Annotated in this window: 12 protein-coding genes; 3 read left to right on the top strand and 9 right to left on the bottom strand. The window is 38.8% G+C overall.

All coding sequences use genetic code 11. The annotated features are described in order from the left end of the window. Positions 1-53: 53 nt before the first annotated feature. The 9 genes from BQ9893_RS13265 to BQ9893_RS13225 all read right to left on the bottom strand — a co-directional run bounded on the left by BQ9893_RS13265 (position 54) and on the right by BQ9893_RS13225 (position 14,204). Positions 54-890, bottom strand: coding sequence for an aldo/keto reductase (locus BQ9893_RS13265; protein WP_075966469.1), 837 nt, complete (start codon positions 888-890; stop codon positions 54-56). A 316-nt stretch (positions 891-1,206) separates the two neighbouring features. Continuing rightward, positions 1,207-3,507 (bottom strand): RICIN domain-containing protein, encoded by a 2,301-nt coding sequence (locus BQ9893_RS13260; RefSeq protein ID WP_075966468.1) that lies wholly within the window; start codon positions 3,505-3,507, stop codon positions 1,207-1,209. 17 nt (positions 3,508-3,524) lie between these two features. After that, positions 3,525-4,748, bottom strand: a complete 1,224-nt coding sequence (locus BQ9893_RS13255; protein WP_075966467.1) for a glycerophosphodiester phosphodiesterase family protein — start codon at positions 4,746-4,748, stop codon at positions 3,525-3,527. 170 nt (positions 4,749-4,918) lie between these two features. Continuing rightward, positions 4,919-5,839 (bottom strand): glycerophosphodiester phosphodiesterase family protein, encoded by a 921-nt coding sequence (locus BQ9893_RS13250; RefSeq protein WP_075966466.1) that lies wholly within the window; start codon positions 5,837-5,839, stop codon positions 4,919-4,921. 37 nt (positions 5,840-5,876) lie between these two features. Continuing rightward, on the bottom strand, positions 5,877-7,280 hold the full coding sequence (locus BQ9893_RS13245) for a RagB/SusD family nutrient uptake outer membrane protein (protein ID WP_075966465.1): 1,404 nt from the start codon (positions 7,278-7,280) through the stop codon (positions 5,877-5,879). A 13-nt stretch (positions 7,281-7,293) separates the two neighbouring features. Then, positions 7,294-10,701: a SusC/RagA family TonB-linked outer membrane protein gene (locus BQ9893_RS13240; RefSeq protein WP_167369873.1), complete on the bottom strand. Its 3,408-nt coding sequence runs from the start codon at positions 10,699-10,701 to the stop codon at positions 7,294-7,296. 82 nt (positions 10,702-10,783) lie between these two features. Further along, a complete protein-coding gene (locus BQ9893_RS13235) occupies positions 10,784-11,770 on the bottom strand; it encodes a FecR family protein (RefSeq protein ID WP_075966463.1) in 987 nt (328 codons plus the stop codon). A gap of 17 nt (positions 11,771-11,787) precedes the next feature. Next, the gene (locus BQ9893_RS13230) at positions 11,788-12,384 is read right to left on the bottom strand and encodes an RNA polymerase sigma factor (protein WP_075967374.1); all 597 of its coding nucleotides are present in this window, start codon (positions 12,382-12,384) and stop codon (positions 11,788-11,790) included. A gap of 506 nt (positions 12,385-12,890) precedes the next feature. Then, positions 12,891-14,204 (bottom strand): Gfo/Idh/MocA family protein, encoded by a 1,314-nt coding sequence (locus tag BQ9893_RS13225; RefSeq protein WP_075966462.1) that lies wholly within the window; start codon positions 14,202-14,204, stop codon positions 12,891-12,893. Between the two features lie 176 nt (positions 14,205-14,380). On the opposite strand from BQ9893_RS13225, the gene BQ9893_RS13220 reads away from it, so the two are divergent. The 3 genes from BQ9893_RS13220 (at position 14,381) to BQ9893_RS13210 (ending at position 17,521) form a co-directional block, all read left to right on the top strand. Continuing rightward, on the top strand, positions 14,381-15,496 hold the full coding sequence (locus tag BQ9893_RS13220; protein WP_075966461.1) for a PCMD domain-containing protein: 1,116 nt from the start codon (positions 14,381-14,383) through the stop codon (positions 15,494-15,496). A gap of 14 nt (positions 15,497-15,510) precedes the next feature. Continuing rightward, entirely contained in the window at positions 15,511-16,296 is a 786-nt protein-coding gene (locus tag BQ9893_RS13215) for a porin family protein (protein WP_075966460.1), read from the top strand. A gap of 91 nt (positions 16,297-16,387) precedes the next feature. Beyond that, entirely contained in the window at positions 16,388-17,521 is a 1,134-nt protein-coding gene (locus BQ9893_RS13210; RefSeq protein ID WP_075966459.1) for a helix-turn-helix domain-containing protein, read from the top strand. Positions 17,522-17,853 lie beyond the last annotated feature (332 nt).

Raw genomic sequence — 17,853 nt, 5'->3', positions numbered from 1 at the left:
CATTCTATGTTTTACTTGCATGAAAACATAGAATGCACACCACCTTTTTTTGTTTATAGATTTATCAGGAAGTTGACAAATTCCGGATTGTAGTGCGAGAAGAACAGACTTTCAGCCTTGTCGAGTTTGGCAATTTCTTCCATTTCTTTTGCAGACAATGTAAAGTCGAAAACATTGATATTCTCGATCATCCGTTCTTTATGAGTTGATTTCGGGATGACAACAACCCCTCGTTGGATGAGAAAACGCAATGCGACTTGAGCAACGGATTTGTTGTGCTGCCCGCCGATCGCTTTCAATACTTCATTGGAGAAGAAATTGTTCCGTCCTTCGGCAAACGGTCCCCATGACATAAGTTGTGTACCCTCCTTTTTCATGATCTCCTGCAGGTTGACCTGCTGGTTGAAGACATGCGTCTCCATTTGATTGACTGCCGGCTTGATCTCGCAGAACTTGGCCAGGTCTATAAAACGATCGGCATAGAAGTTACTGACACCGATGGCGCGGGCTTTCCCTTCTTTATAGGCTTCTTCCATAGCCCGGTAAGTCCCGTAGTAATCGTTGAAAGGCTGATGGATAAGCAACAAGTCGACATAATCGCTTTGCAATTTGCGTAACGATTCGTCGATCGACGCTTTTGCTTTTTTCTCTCCGGCATTCGTGATCCAGACTTTTGTCGTGATGAACAGTTCTTCACGTGGCACACCGCATTTCTGGATGGCATGGCCGACCCCTTCTTCATTATAATAAGCTTGTGCCGTATCGATAGACCGGTAACCAACGCTGATGGCATCCGACACGCAACGTTCACATTCTTCAGGTGTCACCTGATAGACACCGTAACCTAAAATCGGCATTTCAACGCCGTTGTTCAATTTAACTGTTTCCATATGATTTAATTTTATTATCTAACGATGTTATTCGAGCTATGATAGCTCCTGCTTTTTTTACTTGTTAGATATTACAAAGTTAGAGAGTAAAAAATAAATCCTTATTATATGGATTACGGATAGTGTTACCTAAATTACTGCTTGTAAAGAAGATATTGGGGGCCGTTAACCAACCGTGAAAGTCTTCGCGATCTCATAGTTGACCATTGATGTTCACGGCGGAAACTTGCACCATCACTTTGTTCATAATTGAGTTGGCGCGATGGCATAAGTCTCTCTTTATGTATATGTCTGTCATATAATTGTTTATGTGATATTATTTGACTAATATTTTACGAGCTTCAGAACTTTTGTCATCATAAATTATGTAGAGTAAATATACTCCGGTACTTTTACCATCTGTATTTAATTCATATTGAATGTCTCCTACGTTATATTGATTTAAAATTTGTCCATTAACAGACATCAATTGAATTTGGTGTATTTTTTTTTCATTTGATGATATTTTGAATACATTATTCGCAATAGAATATATTTTTAGCTGAGAAGGTACAGAAATTAAATCATCAGGATTGTCTATACTGATACTTTTAGTCAATACACGATTTGAAGGTGAGTCGATACGTATAAATTCCCATCTCATTTTGTTGTTAGGACCAATTGGAGTATCTCCATATTGTTGTGTAATCCAAGCTCCTGGGGTTTCAGAATCATTTTGTACATGTGCATATTTCCCACTACGAACATTTTTCAGAAAAAATATATTAGAAGATGTTAGATAGGGATCTGGAATGATATTCCAAAGAGAATTACCTGTATCTCTGCCGTCAACCCATTGAACAATACTCGCCCCTTCTTCCATGGAATTTCCATCTACATTCATGTATAATTGGCTATTGAGATTTTTTATCAACCATGTTCCATTATCTTTTTGGACGACACTCCACCAGGCATTTTTAGTATCGGCAGTACTCCAAGTTATAAGATGTTCACTAAGAGATATAGAAGCATCTTTTACCACTAAAAACATATTGGTATATAAATTTTTAATTTTATATATACCTCCCAAGCCACTCCAGGTTGAAGGTAGAGGTGCGAAAGTTTCTTTTTTTAACGTCCATAGCTTATTATCTTCTCCAGTAGCATATTGTATAATATATGCATTTTCTGCAGTAGAAGCATTTTGTACGACCATATATTTTCCTGATGCTAAGCTTTGTATGGTATAAGTTCCAGATTCATTTCCCTGCTTTATTATCCATTTTCGATATCCAAAACTGGGTACATCTGCCTGTTTTATATAAGCTCCGTTATCAAAGTTACCATTTTCCACTTCTAAATAGAGTCTTGAATCCATATTTGAAATAGTATAGAATCCTCCTGCTTGTTTCTCAATATACCAAAGGTCCTGATATGTTCCATTATAACTATGTTGTACAATGTATTCTCCAACACTTATCGAATAATTTTTGACATATAGGAATTTTGAACTATTTTTATTTTGAATAGAATAGTATCCTGTTTCTATAGGAGCATCGAAGTTTAAATCGACAAAATTCCATGAACATTCAGTTCCTGTTATTTGCTCGGATGTAACAATGGGGGCCATTGCTTCTTTTGATTTGTTTTTGACAGTGGCATAACTGTTTGTAGAATTATTTAAAAGATTAAAATAAATGGCTTCTTTGACAGTTTTCTTTATTTGCCAGTCATTGCAATCAGTAAAGGATGTTTCATATAAAGGAACATCATTCCCTTTTCTGCATCCTTGTGGAGAAAGATACATATCTGAATAGAGATTTTGGAATGTTGCAGAATAAGATAATGGAGTTCGTTTTGAATCATTGGTAGGTCGTAACTCCCAAAGATCATTGGCAGAATCTGAGTTTGTATTTTGGTACATTAAATTCCCTAATGAAGTAGTACCTTGTCTTCTTAAATACATATTGCTATTTAAATTAACTAAATGACCCCATCGTATAGTGGGGGCAGGTTTAACGGGGTCTACTCCAACTCCAGATCCTAAATCTTCTATTTTTAATTTTTGAGGAAAATAATGGAGATTTACAGCGTATGCTAAATTTTTTGTTGTTCTTGCTAAAATATCTTTAAGATAAGATGATGCCATACCATAAAATTCATACTCATATGATATACTATCCGGTTTCCCTTCTTCCCAAATTGAATATCTGAGACGAGTTTCATCTATTTCTACTTTTAAAGAATAATTAGTGTTTCTTTTTAATATATTGGGATTCCATGCATTACTTTCATAGAATCCGTAAGAATCATTATATTTTACATGGCGTGAAAATTTTAGAGTAGCATTATTCTCTTTTATTAAAATAGCATTATCCAAGCTGGTTCCCCATTTTCCTCCAAAAGTTAATATGGTTTCATTTAATGGGATAGCAGGTGTTGAAAAATCTACCTGTATTGAAAAACCAGGATTAGTAGTAGTATGGCTAATTGATAATATGTTGTCATACCAACCAACAAGACCACCTGTTGCACTAAAATCAGGATTAACTGTCATAGGATGTATATCTCTACGATAGGCAAATATAGAATTACATAAGAGTAAAAGTGAGCCTAATAATATAATTATTTTGTTCATAATATTGATTGTTTTAATTAGTTAACAGTACTTCTCTTTGTGTATTTAGAATTAAGATTGAATAATTCTAAAAAATCCATATCAGAATCAGGTCGATCAGTTACCAACATACCTGGAAATACATTATTAGGAACGCCGAACAAAAATTCCAAAGAACCTCTTAAGTCATCTAATGTGCCATAATTTTTAGGATTATAATAACTGCCTCTACCCCCAGGAGATCCGGTTTCATCAGTAGGAGTTGGATGAAATACCCCTGTTTTAAAACCCTTATCTTTTGTATATTGTACAATACTTTTGTTCCCAAATTCACTTTTAGGAATGATGAGCTCATCTTGTGGGTTTTTATAAATGTATTCTACGCCAATTAAAGATGGAAGGGATAACCATGAATCAATGTAAGCTTTATTGGTTGCTAAAGGGAAAGCATTTCCCATGATATCAATTAAAACAACATTTGTGAGTTTAGAAAAAGTATCCCATAAGTTGTATTGGTTTAGATAGTTTTGTATTTCAGGGAGGGTTACTTGTCCTGCAGATCCGGGTTTAAATATGATTTGATGAAGGCAACCTTTAGTTTTTGCTAACTCTAAAGTTAACTTCATTACTTCTAAATATTCATTTTTAATAACGGGATCACTCATTTTACTTACTTTAATATCTAAAGCAAGTATGATTTCTTTGTCTTTGCAAAAATCTAAAGCTTCTTCAAGTGTATTAATTTTTTGATTTGTAATATTGCCTTGTCGATCTTTATAATATAAATCTTTTAAAGCAGGGAAAATTGGATACATAGATCCATTAGTATCAGGTACAGAATTATTAGTTGTAGTGTTATAATTGAGACTTCTAAAGAAATTTCCGGGATCATCTACTCCTCCATTATTGGAAAATGTAGCTGGTGCATTTGTCATCCTGTTAGGTTGTTGATCATGACATAGAATAAGTTTTCTATCTTTTGTCATGATTACATCTATTTCACAAAACATATAGCCTTTATTATATGCTTCTTGTATTGCTATTAGGCTTGTTTCTGGTATACCAGGAGTTCCCCATAATCCTCGGTGAGGGATAACGATTACTTTGTTGAAATCTTCTTTTTTCATTCCATATAAAGCTTTGCATCTTTTGGTTTTCCATCCATTTTCGGAGTTACAATAATGTCCTTCAGGAAATCCGTGTTGAGCAGATATTGAGGTTATCACAAAACAACACACAAATAGTAATATGATTTTATTCATGATTTTATTTTTTTGTAGATGAATATTATAGAGATGTTTTCCTAAAGAATTATCCTCCTTTCTTGTCAACTTTAGGGATTATATATATAAATTATACGTTTTGTTAAAAATGTATCCAAAGTCTGCTTCCAATTGTACAGACTTTGGACCATTTCTCTATGAGTTGAATTTTAATGCCGGTTTTCTGATTTGAGATATCTTATCAGGTCATGTGGGTAATTTGTTTCTATGACTCTAAATCCTTGCGAGATCAGCCATCCCCATCCTTCGGTGGGACGATTAAATATGGAAACTAAATCACTATGATTAGCCGTGTGTTCCTCCCATGTTGCAGCCACGAAAGCTTTTGATCCAGATTTCAGTATTTTCGGTAATTGTTTGTAAGTATCAGAGTCTAATGAGGCCATTCTAAATTGGAAAGCAGCAGGACTTAATTTTTCAATATATTCATTCACATGTGCATCCAGATTAGGAATTTTATCTTCAATGACTGGGCAATAAATAACTTTGTCAAGATCATATCCGAAGATTTCTTGTGCTTTTTTGTAAGGCCAATCCAATACGAATACTGTTTCTTCCAGTACTCCATTTGCTTTTAGGATTTTCAAAAGTTCCTTCACTAAATAACCTTGGGGATGATCTGGTAAATCATAGCCGGCTTTATCCAAGTATAAAGAAATTTTTCCTTTTGCAATTTTAATATATTCCTCTAAAGTTGGAACTTTCAGATCAGTCATGATTCCAAAATTATTCCGCAAATTTAGTTCTTTTATTTCTGCCAATGTCAGATCGGAAATCTTACCGGAGCCATTCGTTGTTCGGTCTACGGTATAATCATGCATCATAATGATTTTACCGTCTTTTGTCAAACGAACATCTGTTTCGATCATATTTGCTCCGAAATATATGGCATGTTCCAATGCCAGAATAGAGTTTTCCGGCGCATAAATCCAGTCTCCCCTGTGGGAGGCTACCCAGACATAATCGGTTTCAGACTTCTCGCGTAACAACTTGATTGACTCTTTATTTTGAGAGAATGATGTCATGGGTAAAATTGCTATTAGGAATAATATGAATATTGTCTTTTTCATCTTATTGCATTTTAAATTGATTTATTTATTCTTTTTATTAGTACCCTTCGTTTTGTTCCAATTTATGACCATTGGCATCTATTTCAGCTTGTGGTATTGGAAATAATAACTGATAAGGTTTAACATTGATAGGATATATGGAAGCCCCTTTACTGTTGTTTAATACATTGATCGCCTTATTTGTTCTTAACAAATCAAACCATCTGTGATTTTCAAATGCTAACTCCAACCGACGCTCTTTAGCTATTGCTTCCCTGAACAACTCTTGATTTGGTAAATCAGTATTTGTGTATTCTGTAGCGTGGCTACGTTTACGTATCTGGTTCAAATATTCGAATGCTTTTGATTGTCCATAGTTCATTTCATTCATTATTTCTGCTGCCATTAATAACACATCAGCATATCTCAATACCATGATGTTGAACCCCATGCCGTTGTTAGTCCCTTTTGTGTCGTGCCATTTATAGAGTCGCCATCCCTGTACACCTAAATTTATTATTGAAGCATCTTTTCTGTCGTCTGGATTTTCTTCATATAATTTGAGTAAATTCTCAGAAGGCAAGTTGTTTACATCACTGCCTGTGATTAACGGATCACCTCCCATGTAACCTAACCCTTCGATTGTTTTATCAAATTGAACTTCGAAAATAGATTCTTTGTTGTTTTTGTTGTCAACAGAAAATACATCTGCAAAATTATTCAACAATTCATATTGTCCGCTTCCTATTATATCATTCAGTAGGGATAAAGCTTGTTGCCAATCGTGACGTGTGAGAAAAACTTTAGCGAGTAAAGTTTGAGCAGCTCCTTTCGTTGCACGTCCTATATTTTCTGCATTATACGATGCAGGTAAATTCTTGATTGCAAATTCTAAATCTTTGATTATTTGTTCGTATATTGCCTCAGCGCTACTTCTTGTATGATTGAAGGCGTCATTTACATTTGTAACTTCTTCCGTAATAAGAGGAACGCCTCCCCATATGCGAACCATGTTGAAGTAAGTTAGAGCCCTTAAGAAATAAGCTTCTCCCTGTTTTTTTACTTTGAAATTTTCGCTTATCTCTTGGTTATTTTCCAATCGGGTAATTACAATGTTGCATCTTTGGATCCCATCGTAGCAGGCAACCCATGTTTTTTCAACCTGTACATTTGTCGGGTCAACGATAAAGTTATCAAAAGAAGCGTAGGCTCCTCCTCCCATTGTGACGTTTTCATTCCATGTATTGTCTGATGTGACTTCCATGAATGAAGAAAATCCATTTCCTCCATATTGATCAATAGATTGCAGGGCATTATAAGCCGCTGTCAATGCTTGATCCATTTCCAGTGAGTCTTTATAAAACGTGTTTGCGTTTTGTTGAGAAACAGGATTCAAATCGATAAAATTGTTGCATGAAGCATAAAGAAGTGGAAGCGATAATATTAGTAATAAATTTTTCATGATTTCAAATTATTTAGAATGAAACATTTAAACCGACGACGAAAGATTTAGCCACTGGGTAATTTCCAAAATCTTCTCCTGCTGTAATGGCACTGCTCCCTCCGTTTGAAACTTCCGGATTATAACCAGAGTAATCGGTAAAGATAAAAGGATTGGTTGCAGAGACATATACTCTCAGTTTTTGTAAAAAGGCCAGATCCTTGAATGTATATCCCAGTGTTAGATTGCGAATACGAATGAAAGACGCATTTTCTATCTGCCAACTGGATGGACGTGTATGGCTTTTGGTTCCATAAGCCCATACCGGTCGTGGAGCTCCTTCTTCCAGATAAACGGATAAATTATTACCCCAAGATTCTGCAAGATAACGATGCATGGCATTGAAAACCTGTTGCCCGTGTTTTCCTTCAATACTGAATCCGAAATCAAGGTTTTTCCATCCTAAGGTTCCGTTAAGTCCCCAGGTAAAATCAGGATTGGCATTTCCTAAGATTACGCGATCCTCTTCGTTCACTTTGCCGTCGTTGTTGGTATCAGCATAAATGAAATCGCCAACTCCTTGGTTTGCATTTTCTAAATGTGGTGTAGAATCAAATTGCTCTTGGCTTTTGAATACTCCTAATACTTTATAACCGTAGAATGAACCGATTGATTCGCCTACCTTAACAATGAATGAGGGGTCTGGCAAACCACTTGCATAAAGGATTTGTTTTTGGTCGGGACCTAGTGCCAATACCTTATTCTGATTGGTAGACATGGCTAAAGATAAATCTAAACTCCAGTTTTTGTTAAATTCCTGATAGGTTGACAACATTATTTCCAATCCTCTGTTTCTGATTTCGCCGACATTCTGTAAGGCGCTAACCAAACCACTGGAAGCCGGGATAGTTACATTCAAGAGTGAATTTTTTGTTGTCGCTTGATAAGCATCAATGGTAACTTGCAGATTATTATTCCATAATCCAGCATCCAGACCTATATTTACAGTGGAAGTACTTTCCCAGGATAGATCTTTATTAGGAGCATTTTCAGGAGAAAAACCTAAAGCAATATCTTTGGAACCTGAATTTCCGAAGATATAATTATTCGCTGCCAATACAGGAACTCCGCCGTAATAAGGTATCTCTGCATTTCCGGTTATTCCATAGCTTGCACGGAGTTTCAAATTGTTTACCCATGCTTTTTTAGGATAGAACGTTTCCTGGCTAATATTCCAACCTCCCGACAGAGAAGGGAACCAACCCCATTTGCTGTTGGCTGCAAAACGAGAGGAACCGTCGTAGCGTAAAGATACAGATAACATATATTTGCTTTCGTATGAATACATTACACGTCCAAGAAAAGAAGCCATAGCCGCCTCTTGTGAGAAAGACGTCCCGGTACTGGTTGCGGCAGCATTAATTGTTGTCACATTATCATTCGGGAAATTTTGTCCCTCTACCATTGATTGTGAAACTGTTTCTTTTTGTGCAGAGAAGTTTCCTAGTACATTCAGGTTATGATTTCCAAAATCAGCATTGTATGTTATACTAGTTTCCGAGATCCAGTTAAAAATGGATGATCTGCTGTCGAGACCATAATTGTAACTTTTGGTTGGTGCAACTTCGTTGGAATGGGAGAGGGATTTCGGACGATAGAATGTACGGTGTAATCCCATTGATTCGACTCCAAAAGCTGTTTTTATCTTCAAACCTTCGAGAATAGTATATTCTAAATCGGCATTACCTATAAATGTCCTGTTTTGTAGCTTATTTGTTTCCATTTTAGCTAACGCTATCGGGTTTTGTAGTTTGGCTATATTCTGTCCATTCTTCAGCTCATCCAACATTAGATTTTTGGCGATGGAACCATCTTTGTTATAAGCAGGTAGATTTGGATGATACATCAAGGCTGTGATTACAATACCTTCTTTATTCCAAGCTCCTTCAGACTGAACGAGGTTGTTGTCTGTCTGGTTGGCATTTAATCGCATTCCCAAACGTAATTTATCGGTGATGTTCATATTCAGATTGGATCGTACGCTATAGCGTTTGATTCCTGAATTAATGATGATTCCTTCTTGGTTCATGTAATTTCCCGATATGTAGTAGTTGATTTTTTCAGTACCTCCGGCTACGCTGATATCGTAGTTTTGTTGCATGGCGGTTCTATAAATTTCATCTTGCCAATCAGTGTTGGTCAGCCCAGGCTTGCCTTCCAGATAGGGTAACATATAATCTGGATAAATGGTATTGGCGCTGGTACGTATATCCAAAGGATCATTAGCATTTCCTCCGATGGCGACCCAAGCTTCGTCACGAGATAATTTGGTATATCGGGCCAATTGATAAGCGTCCATGACATCAACTTTTTTACTGAGTTTTTGTGCACCTACATACATATTGAAGTTTACTGCAGGTTTGCCCTCTTTCCCTTTTTTCGTAGTGATCATAATTACTCCGTTTGATCCTCTTGATCCGTAAATCGCAGTGGAGGCGGCATCTTTTAATACATCGATACTAGCAATATCAGATGGATTGATAGAGGATAAGGGGTCGATAGCATACGAACTCTGAAATCCGCTGATAGTCGATTTCCCTTGTAATGTTTCGTCAAAAGAACTGTTAGATAAAGGTAAACCGTCAACAACAATCAGCGGATGACCACTGAAATTAATGGATGATGTTCCTCTGATCTTGATATTTACTCCGGCTCCAGGGGCTCCTGTCGCTTGTTGGATATTTACTCCGGGAAGTTTGGATGCTAACGCCTGGTCGAAACTGGTAACAGCTAAGTTACCTACTAATTTTGATCCTTCTAATTTGGCGATAGAACCTGTTATTTTAGCTCTTGATTGCGTGCCATACCCGATAACAACCACTTCTTCCAACGCTTCTGAATCTTCATGAAGGGTTATTTGCAGGTAGGCTTTATTAGCGGCAATTTCTTGTGTTTTGTATCCTATATAACTGATAATCAAAATGGATTGGCGGGATGATACATCTAAGGAGAAATTCCCATCTATGTCTGTGATGGTTCCGTTGGTAGTTCCCTTCTCCAATATGGAAGCACCGATAATAGACTCTCCTTTGGTGTCAAGAATATTTCCTTTGATCTGAAAAGCTTGTTTAGATGAAAAAATTGTATCTCCTTTTTCTTTCAAGAATACCGTTTTCTCTTCAATTTTATAACTGATATTCCCATCCTTGAATAATTTATCAAGAATGTTTGTCAGTTCCTCATTAGAAACAGAAATGCTAATAATTTTGTCCGGATTTACAGTTGGTCGGCTATAAGCCACTTTTAAACCGGTTTGTTGGGTAATGGTGGTAAACACGTCCCCCAGCTTCGCATTTTGCAGATTGATCGTTACTTTCTGAGCGAACATCGACAGAGATGTTGTCAAGAGAATAACCAGGATAAAGAAAAACTTGTGTTTCATCATTGTAAATTTTAAGATTAAAAAATAATTTCACCTCTCTGTTATAATGACACACAGGTTTCTTAAAAGTATATGTGTTTTTTTATATTGCCACTATTTTTATCCGGCCGTTTTCATAGACAAATTTTACAGGTACTATATTTTCTAATCCGTTCAATATGTTATCCAAGTTTGTATCTTCACATGTTATAGTCAAATAATTGTTCAAAACAGTAGGATCCTCCACTATAAATTCAACATTATACCAACGGTTCAATGTTTTTATTACTTCAGAGAAGGGTGTGTCATGAAATGATATTATATTGTTTTTCCAAACGGAAAAATATTTCGACTCTTTTATTTTTGTGATTGTACATTTTCTGTTTTCCTTGTCATAGATGAGTTTTTCTTGTGGATTAAGTATGTATTCTTCTTTTGTTGGAGCAGTTAGAGCTATTCTACCTTTTTCCAGAAAGACAGTTATATCATTTTCTTCCGGATATGCATGAACATTGAATGATGTTCCTAATACTTTTACTGACATTTCATTTATGTTCACGATAAATGGACGCTTCGGATTTTCAGTGACAACGAAATATGCTTCACCAGAAATAAACACTTCCCGTTCGGATAGGCTGAATTTTTTTGGAAACTTTAACCGGGTATCTGAATTTAAGTATGCACGGGTACCGTCCTGGAACATCATTTGTATCCGTTCCCCTTTAGGTACGTATACTTCTTCATAATCTACTTCTCCGAATAGTTCGACCTTTGAATCCAAATGATAGAATAGTCCTAATATCAGAACTGTTGGGATAAGGACTGCTGCACATCTGAAAAGGATTATCTTTAGACGTTTTCGGGCAATGTTGGCTTCGATTTTGTTAAAGATCTTTTCAGAAGGAATTGGATGATCTACCAATATATCTTCGTATCCCTCCTTTATTTCTTCAAATTTCTGATCCATCTGGTCTGATAGATATTTTTCTCCCTCTTGAGTGGCAAACCATTCGGTGACAGCACGAGCTTCTTCTTCTGTCCCGATTCCATTCAATACTTTTTCTATTATGTCAGATTTCATTTTTTCCATGATTCCTTTTTTATTTTTTATAAGACACTTAAGCTTGCCAAAAGCATTGATAATATAATAATTATTAGCATTTTTTGCAAGTATGACCGTAGTGTCTTGATCGATTGATTATAATAAACTTTGACAGAATTCTCTGCAATATTCAGCTTTTTTGCGATTTCTTTGTTTGACATACCTTCTTTTATCTTAAGCAAACAAATATTTCTTTTCTGGTCTGGAAGTTTATTGATTGCCTTGTAGAATAAAGATCTTAGTTCTTTTTCTTCAATCTGTTCTACTAAATTATCTTCAAAATCTTCGGGTGACTGGGCCATCTCATAATTCTTGGTCAATGCGTTTGTGGCATCCCGAATTTCATTCAAGACATGGTTTTTAACCATTTTGTAAAGATAATTTTTAAGGTTGACCGTGACTATGATCTGGAAACGGTATTCCCATAATTTTGAAAATACAGTTTGGATGGTATCTTCTGCTTGTTCCTTGTTTTTCAGATAGTAATAAGAGAAAACATAAAGTGCTTTATGATATTTTTGGTATATTACAGTAAAAGCGACTTGATTGCCTTCTTGCAATTGACGGAGTAAAATATCATCATTGTTGTGAGCTTCTTTCATGATTTTTTCATTCTGATACAAATATACGATATTATGGTTGGAGTAGCATTCAAAAAGCATTTCTTTTATCATGCAAAAGGAAATATTCCGATACAATTACCACAAATGGCTGATAATCAATAATGGCGTTTTTTAGTATCTCCCACTTTTATTCATTTTATGCAATGAAATATTCGAATCGATAAATGGTGATTTATGGCTGCGCAATAAATTAATGGTTCCCGTAGGGGCGGGGTTCTACTCCGCCCAATGCAGACAACGCACGCTTTGGTTGGATCTGATGGGCAGAGCAGAGCCCTGCCCCTACGGGGGCGGCCATTTTGCATGGCTATGCTATTGGCACAAAAAAGGCTATCGTAAAGCTATGCTTTAGCAATCGTACCCCATAGCTTTAGGTTGGCTAAAGCATAGCTTTACGGTTTGCCGAGCGCCTTGACGATCTCCCGTTTCCGGGCTGGAGTGTAGGAACGGGAACGGGGAGAACTTTGGGCTGCCTTTTTCCGTTTTTAGATTTTCGGAAGTTCCCAGGGGGCTCTGTATTCTTTGCACAAGTATTTGTCTGCTTCTGCATCGTGGAAGCTCTTTCCGTCCCAGGTCAGTTTCTTGCCGGTGCGGTAGGCGATGTTTCCCAATTGGGAGAACTTGGCGATATGGGCGCCGATCTCGATGCTGGCATTGCAGTTGCGGTTGCGCGACTTGATACACTCCAGATGGTTCTTGACGTGCAGGTTCAATCCGCCTTCGCCGTATGCTTTCTTCAGGGGTACAGCTTCCATGCGGGCGTTGCCGTTTACTTTTTCGGGGATTACTTCCCAGCCGCCTCGGTCGACGACCAGTGTCCCGTTTTCTCCGACAAATCCCAGACCGTGGTTGCGCCCGTAAGCTCCGTCGTCAATACCGATCGCATGGTCCCACATGACTGTGAAGTCGTCGAATGTATAGATCGTCTGTAGCAGGTCCGGCGTTTCGCAAGCGTCATCCGGATAACCGAATTTGCCGCCCGAAGCCATGATGGAGTTGGGGGCTGTTACGTTCATTCCATATAGGGCATAGTCGAGCAGGTGCACGCCCCAGTCTGTCATCAACCCTCCGGCATAATCCCAGAACCAACGGAAAGTGAAGTGGAAACGGTTACGGTTGAACGGGCGTTTAGGAGCCGGGCCTAACCACATGTCATAGTCTACTCCTGCCGGAACGGGTTCGTCCGGCTTGACCGGGATGGATGGACACCAGCCTTGGTATGAGAACACTCGGACGGTACGGATCTTGCCTAACTGCCCGCTGTGGACGAATGCCATTGCATCTTGCCAGTGAGGATCGCTGCGTTGCCATTGTCCGACCTGCACCACCCGGTTGTATTTCTCGGCGGCGCGAACCATAATGTTGCATTCTTCAATGCTGTTGCCTAACGGTTTCTCACAGTAAACGTCCTTGCCGGCTTCGCATGCAGCAACCATCTGCAGGCAGTGCCAATGGTCCGGAGTGCCGACGATTACAACATCGATATATTTGTTGTCGATCAGTTTTCGCCAGTCTTTGTAAAGATTTTTAACTTTTTTGCCTGTGATCTTTTGGGTTTCGGCGGCCCGGCTGTTGAGAACTTCGTCGTCGATGTCGCATAACGCGATACACTCGACTTCCGGGTTACGGAGAAATGCTTGCAGGTCTGAAAAACCCATTCCTTTGCAGCCAATCAGCCCGACACGTATTTTGTCGTTTGCCCCTACGCTTCCAGGGGTAGCATTAATAAAGAATGGACTCATGGAAAGTCCGGCTCCTAATAAGGTCGCTTGCCGGATAAAATCTCTGCGTGTTGTCATGGTCTTATGAATTAGATAATATAAGTTGTTGAGCCAAATGTATAAAGAATGGATGATCGGTACAATAAAAACTGTGATAAAAATATAAAGGCGATGGCTTTTTTCGAAAAGGAACGTATTTTTGTATCCGGTTTACTTTTGAAGGAACTTATTATTTATAAAACAAATAGAAGAAGATGAGAGTTGCTTATTTTGTCGTTTGTCTTTTGCTGGGGATTGCGCAGGTTTCATGTATTCGTGACGAGGCGTTGAATGCTGAAGCGGATATATTGACTTGTACGGTGCCGGAAGATATATTGAAACGTGATCCGATTATAGAGAACAACAAAGTGGTATTGATGGTAACAGCAGATGCGGATTTGACGCATCAGGCTCCTGAGTTTACGCTGACTCCCGGCGCAACCATATCTCCGCGAAGTGGGACCGAACGTGATTTTACGACTCCGCAGTCTTATACGGTAACCTCTGAAGATGGAAACTGGAAGAAAGAATATCAAGTTTCCTATATTGTAGCCGGGATTAGCACAGTCTATCATTTTGAGAACGTAAAGGATCAGAAAAGTACGCTTTTAAAATATGTTTATAATATTTTCTATGAGAATGATTCCGAAGGGAAATGGGTAATGGACTGGGCCAGTGGAAATGCAGGCTTTGCCTTTACAGGATCGGGCTCGGAAGATCCGGCATCATTCCCGACCTCTTCTTCAGAGGAGGGAATGGTTGGCAAGTGTGTGAAATTGGTGACTAAGGCAACCGGTGATTTTGGAGAGAAGCAAGGTATGCCTATCGCAGCCGGCAATCTTTTTATGGGAACGTTTAATATGGGAAATGCATTGACGGATCCGTTGAAAGCGACGAAGTTCGGAGTTCCGTTCGAGTTTGTGCCGACTTATCTGAAAGGGTATTATAAATATAAGGCCGGTGAGGTCTATAAAGATGAAAAAGGGAATGAGGTAAAAAATAAAAAGGATACATGGGACATTTATGCCATCTTTTACGAGACGGATGAAAATACAAAAACATTGGATGCGACGGATCGTTTTGACCATCCGAATCTGATTTCCATAGCGCGTATTGAAGAGAAAGACAGGAAAGAAACGGATGAGTGGACGGAATTCTATTTGCCGTTTGTGACGAAGCCCGGAAAGAGTGTGGACAAAGAGAAGCTGAAAGCGGGAAAGTATAATGTGGCGATTGTCTTTTCGTCCAGTATAGAAGGAGATTATTTCAGAGGCGCTGTCGGCAGTACATTGTATGTCGATGAGGTGGAACTGATTCATGCAGCAGAATAAAAAAGATTATCGTGATGAGAAAAAGTATTATATCGGTTTATGTGTTGGCCTTGTTGCTGGTGGCATTTTCGGCTTTCGGGCAGGAAGACCGGAATAGGGGGATTATCAACTCGGCATTGATAGGCTTGGAGTATGAAGTAAAAGCCGGCTTTAACATCGGAGGGACAGCTCCGCTGCCTTTACCCGTCGAGATTCGTGATATAACAGGCTATAATCCTACTATGGCTGTTGCGATAGAAGGAAATGTGACAAAATGGTTCGACCAAGAGAAGCGATGGGGGATGAGAGTCGGCATTCGTTTGGACAGCAAAGGAATGAAAACGGACGCCAACGTGAAAAACTATGGAATGGAAATTATCGGTGAAGGTGGTGAACGCGTAAAAGGTAACTGGACCGGATATGTGAAGACCAAAGTAAAGAATACTTATCTGTCTTTTCCGGTTTTGGCCACCCATCAGTTTAATCGCCGTTTCTGTATGAACTTAGGGCCCTATTTTGCGTATATGCTGGAAGGAGATTTCTCCGGGAATGTCTATGACGGCTATTTGCGCGAAGGCGACCCAACCGGCAACAAAGTTGTTTTTGCCGATGGTAAAAATGCCCCTTACGACTTCTCGAAAGACCTTCGCCGTTTCCAGTGGGGAGCACAGTTGGGAGCAGAATGGCGTGCATTCAAACACTTGAATGTTTGTGTGGATTTGACCTGGGGATTGAATGATATCTTCCGGAAAGATTTCGATACGATTACTTTCGCCATGTATCCGATCTATCTGAATGTCGGTTTCGGTTATGCTTTCTGATACAAGCGGGCACACCGTTCTCACGATGTACTGATTTTTATACACGATACCCTGATTATAAAATGATTAAAATCAACCTACAGATATTGTAATGGAGCATACAATATATAGCTATTCGCTTTGCGTAGCCTTGCCGTTGATGTTATTCTTCGGCTTTTCTTTTTTGTTTTCGAAAACGCCGGATAAAGCCATTTTTGAGAATTATCTTCGTTCACGGCGTATTATGGGTGTGGCTTTGCTGTTGCTTGCGGCAAACTATTCCATACATTTTTTCTTCGGTATCAGGTATCAGAACCCAAACGCGGCCATACAGATGAACCTGTCCACCTATTTTCTGTGTTACTGGCTCTTCAGTTCGGCACTTACCACATTGCTTAACCGGTTCTACATTACGCGGAGAAGATTCTGTGCCCATTTATGCATGTGGGTGGCGTTTTCATTCCTTTCCGGCATAGTGTTGCTTGCCTTGTCGAGAGGTATGGCGCAGAAGATAGGACTGGCGGTAATGGCTATATGGCTGATCTCTTATGGCCTGATCCTCTCCAGGAGGCTTCTTCGTGCTTATAAGAAGGCAGTAGATATTTTCGACAACTCTCTTTCGGATGATATCGGGACATACATCCGTTGGATGTCCATCTTTACCTATTGGGCGGTCATATTCGGTGTAGGATGCGGAGCCTTGACTTTCCTTCCGGATAAATATATCTTCATTTGGATTCTTTCTTCGGTCCCTTTCTATATTTACCTGTATATCTGTTACCAAAATTACCTGCTGTTCTATGAGCAGGTTGAGAATACGATGGTGGATGAAATGCCTTCGGAAGAGGAAGCCTCGTGTAGCTTTAGGCAAGACGGCGAAGAAGAGGGGAATATCCCGGAATTGCCTTCCGGCACGTTTGAAATAATCGAAGAAAAAATCAATGCGTGGATAAACACGGGTGAGTATGTCCGTCCGGGACTGACCATAAAAGAGCTTTCCAAGATACTGCATACCAACCGCACTTATCTTTCAACCTATATAAACACGGTGTACAACCGGTCGTTCCGTAACTGGATTACCGATTTACGCATGGAATATGCCAAACAAAAAATGACTGAATGTCCAGAGAAAACCATCGCTGAAATAGCCGAAATATCGGGTTTCTTGTCGATGAGCCATTTTACGAAGACATTCAAGGAAAAAGAGGGATGTTCTCCTGCCAAATGGAAAAAGACCAATCAATAAGGCACAGGAAAATCAGATGGCAAAACTTGCTTAAACAACAAAGAAAGGCCGAAACGACAAATCTGAAATTCTTTAAACGACAAAGATATGCGACTTTGCCAATAAAGCCGTTCCGCCCCCATCCAAAGGGTTGCTCATATAGATTCTCTTCTTTTTATTTGCATATCGAATTAACGGCAAAACATACGTCTGTTGACAGGAGCACGGAGTGGCGGCCGGATTTTTCGCCTATCACCTGTATGATGCCACAACTACTGACCCTACTATAATATAACCTTCCGAGTGAAGGTAGACCAAGGTGGCAATACGGGTGAAGGCGGAAATTTTTTTGA

The organism is Parabacteroides massiliensis (genome assembly GCF_900155425.1).
Classification (GTDB): domain Bacteria; phylum Bacteroidota; class Bacteroidia; order Bacteroidales; family Tannerellaceae; genus Parabacteroides; species Parabacteroides massiliensis.
The sequence above is the reverse complement of the archived record's forward strand: the minus strand, read 5'-3'. Positions and strand labels throughout refer to the sequence as shown.

Bases quoted from the DNA above. Each gene is read 5' to 3' on its own strand.
- BQ9893_RS13265 (WP_075966469.1), bottom strand. From the start codon at position 890: ATGGAAACAGTTAAATTGAACAACGGCGTTGAAATGCCGATTTTAGGT.
- BQ9893_RS13225 (WP_075966462.1), bottom strand. From the start codon at position 14,204: ATGACAACACGCAGAGATTTTATCCGGCAAGCGACCTTATTAGGAGCC.
- BQ9893_RS13215 (WP_075966460.1), top strand. From the start codon at position 15,511: ATGAGAAAAAGTATTATATCGGTTTATGTGTTGGCCTTGTTGCTGGTG.
- BQ9893_RS13245 (WP_075966465.1), bottom strand. From the start codon at position 7,280: ATGAAAAATTTATTACTAATATTATCGCTTCCACTTCTTTATGCTTCA.
- BQ9893_RS13210 (WP_075966459.1), top strand. From the start codon at position 16,388: ATGGAGCATACAATATATAGCTATTCGCTTTGCGTAGCCTTGCCGTTG.
- BQ9893_RS13235 (WP_075966463.1), bottom strand. From the start codon at position 11,770: ATGGAAAAAATGAAATCTGACATAATAGAAAAAGTATTGAATGGAATC.
- BQ9893_RS13260 (WP_075966468.1), bottom strand. From the start codon at position 3,507: ATGAACAAAATAATTATATTATTAGGCTCACTTTTACTCTTATGTAAT.
- BQ9893_RS13230 (WP_075967374.1), bottom strand. From the start codon at position 12,384: ATGAAAGAAGCTCACAACAATGATGATATTTTACTCCGTCAATTGCAA.
- BQ9893_RS13255 (WP_075966467.1), bottom strand. From the start codon at position 4,748: ATGAATAAAATCATATTACTATTTGTGTGTTGTTTTGTGATAACCTCA.
- BQ9893_RS13240 (WP_167369873.1), bottom strand. From the start codon at position 10,701: ATGAAACACAAGTTTTTCTTTATCCTGGTTATTCTCTTGACAACATCT.
- BQ9893_RS13250 (WP_075966466.1), bottom strand. From the start codon at position 5,839: ATGAAAAAGACAATATTCATATTATTCCTAATAGCAATTTTACCCATG.
- BQ9893_RS13220 (WP_075966461.1), top strand. From the start codon at position 14,381: ATGAGAGTTGCTTATTTTGTCGTTTGTCTTTTGCTGGGGATTGCGCAG.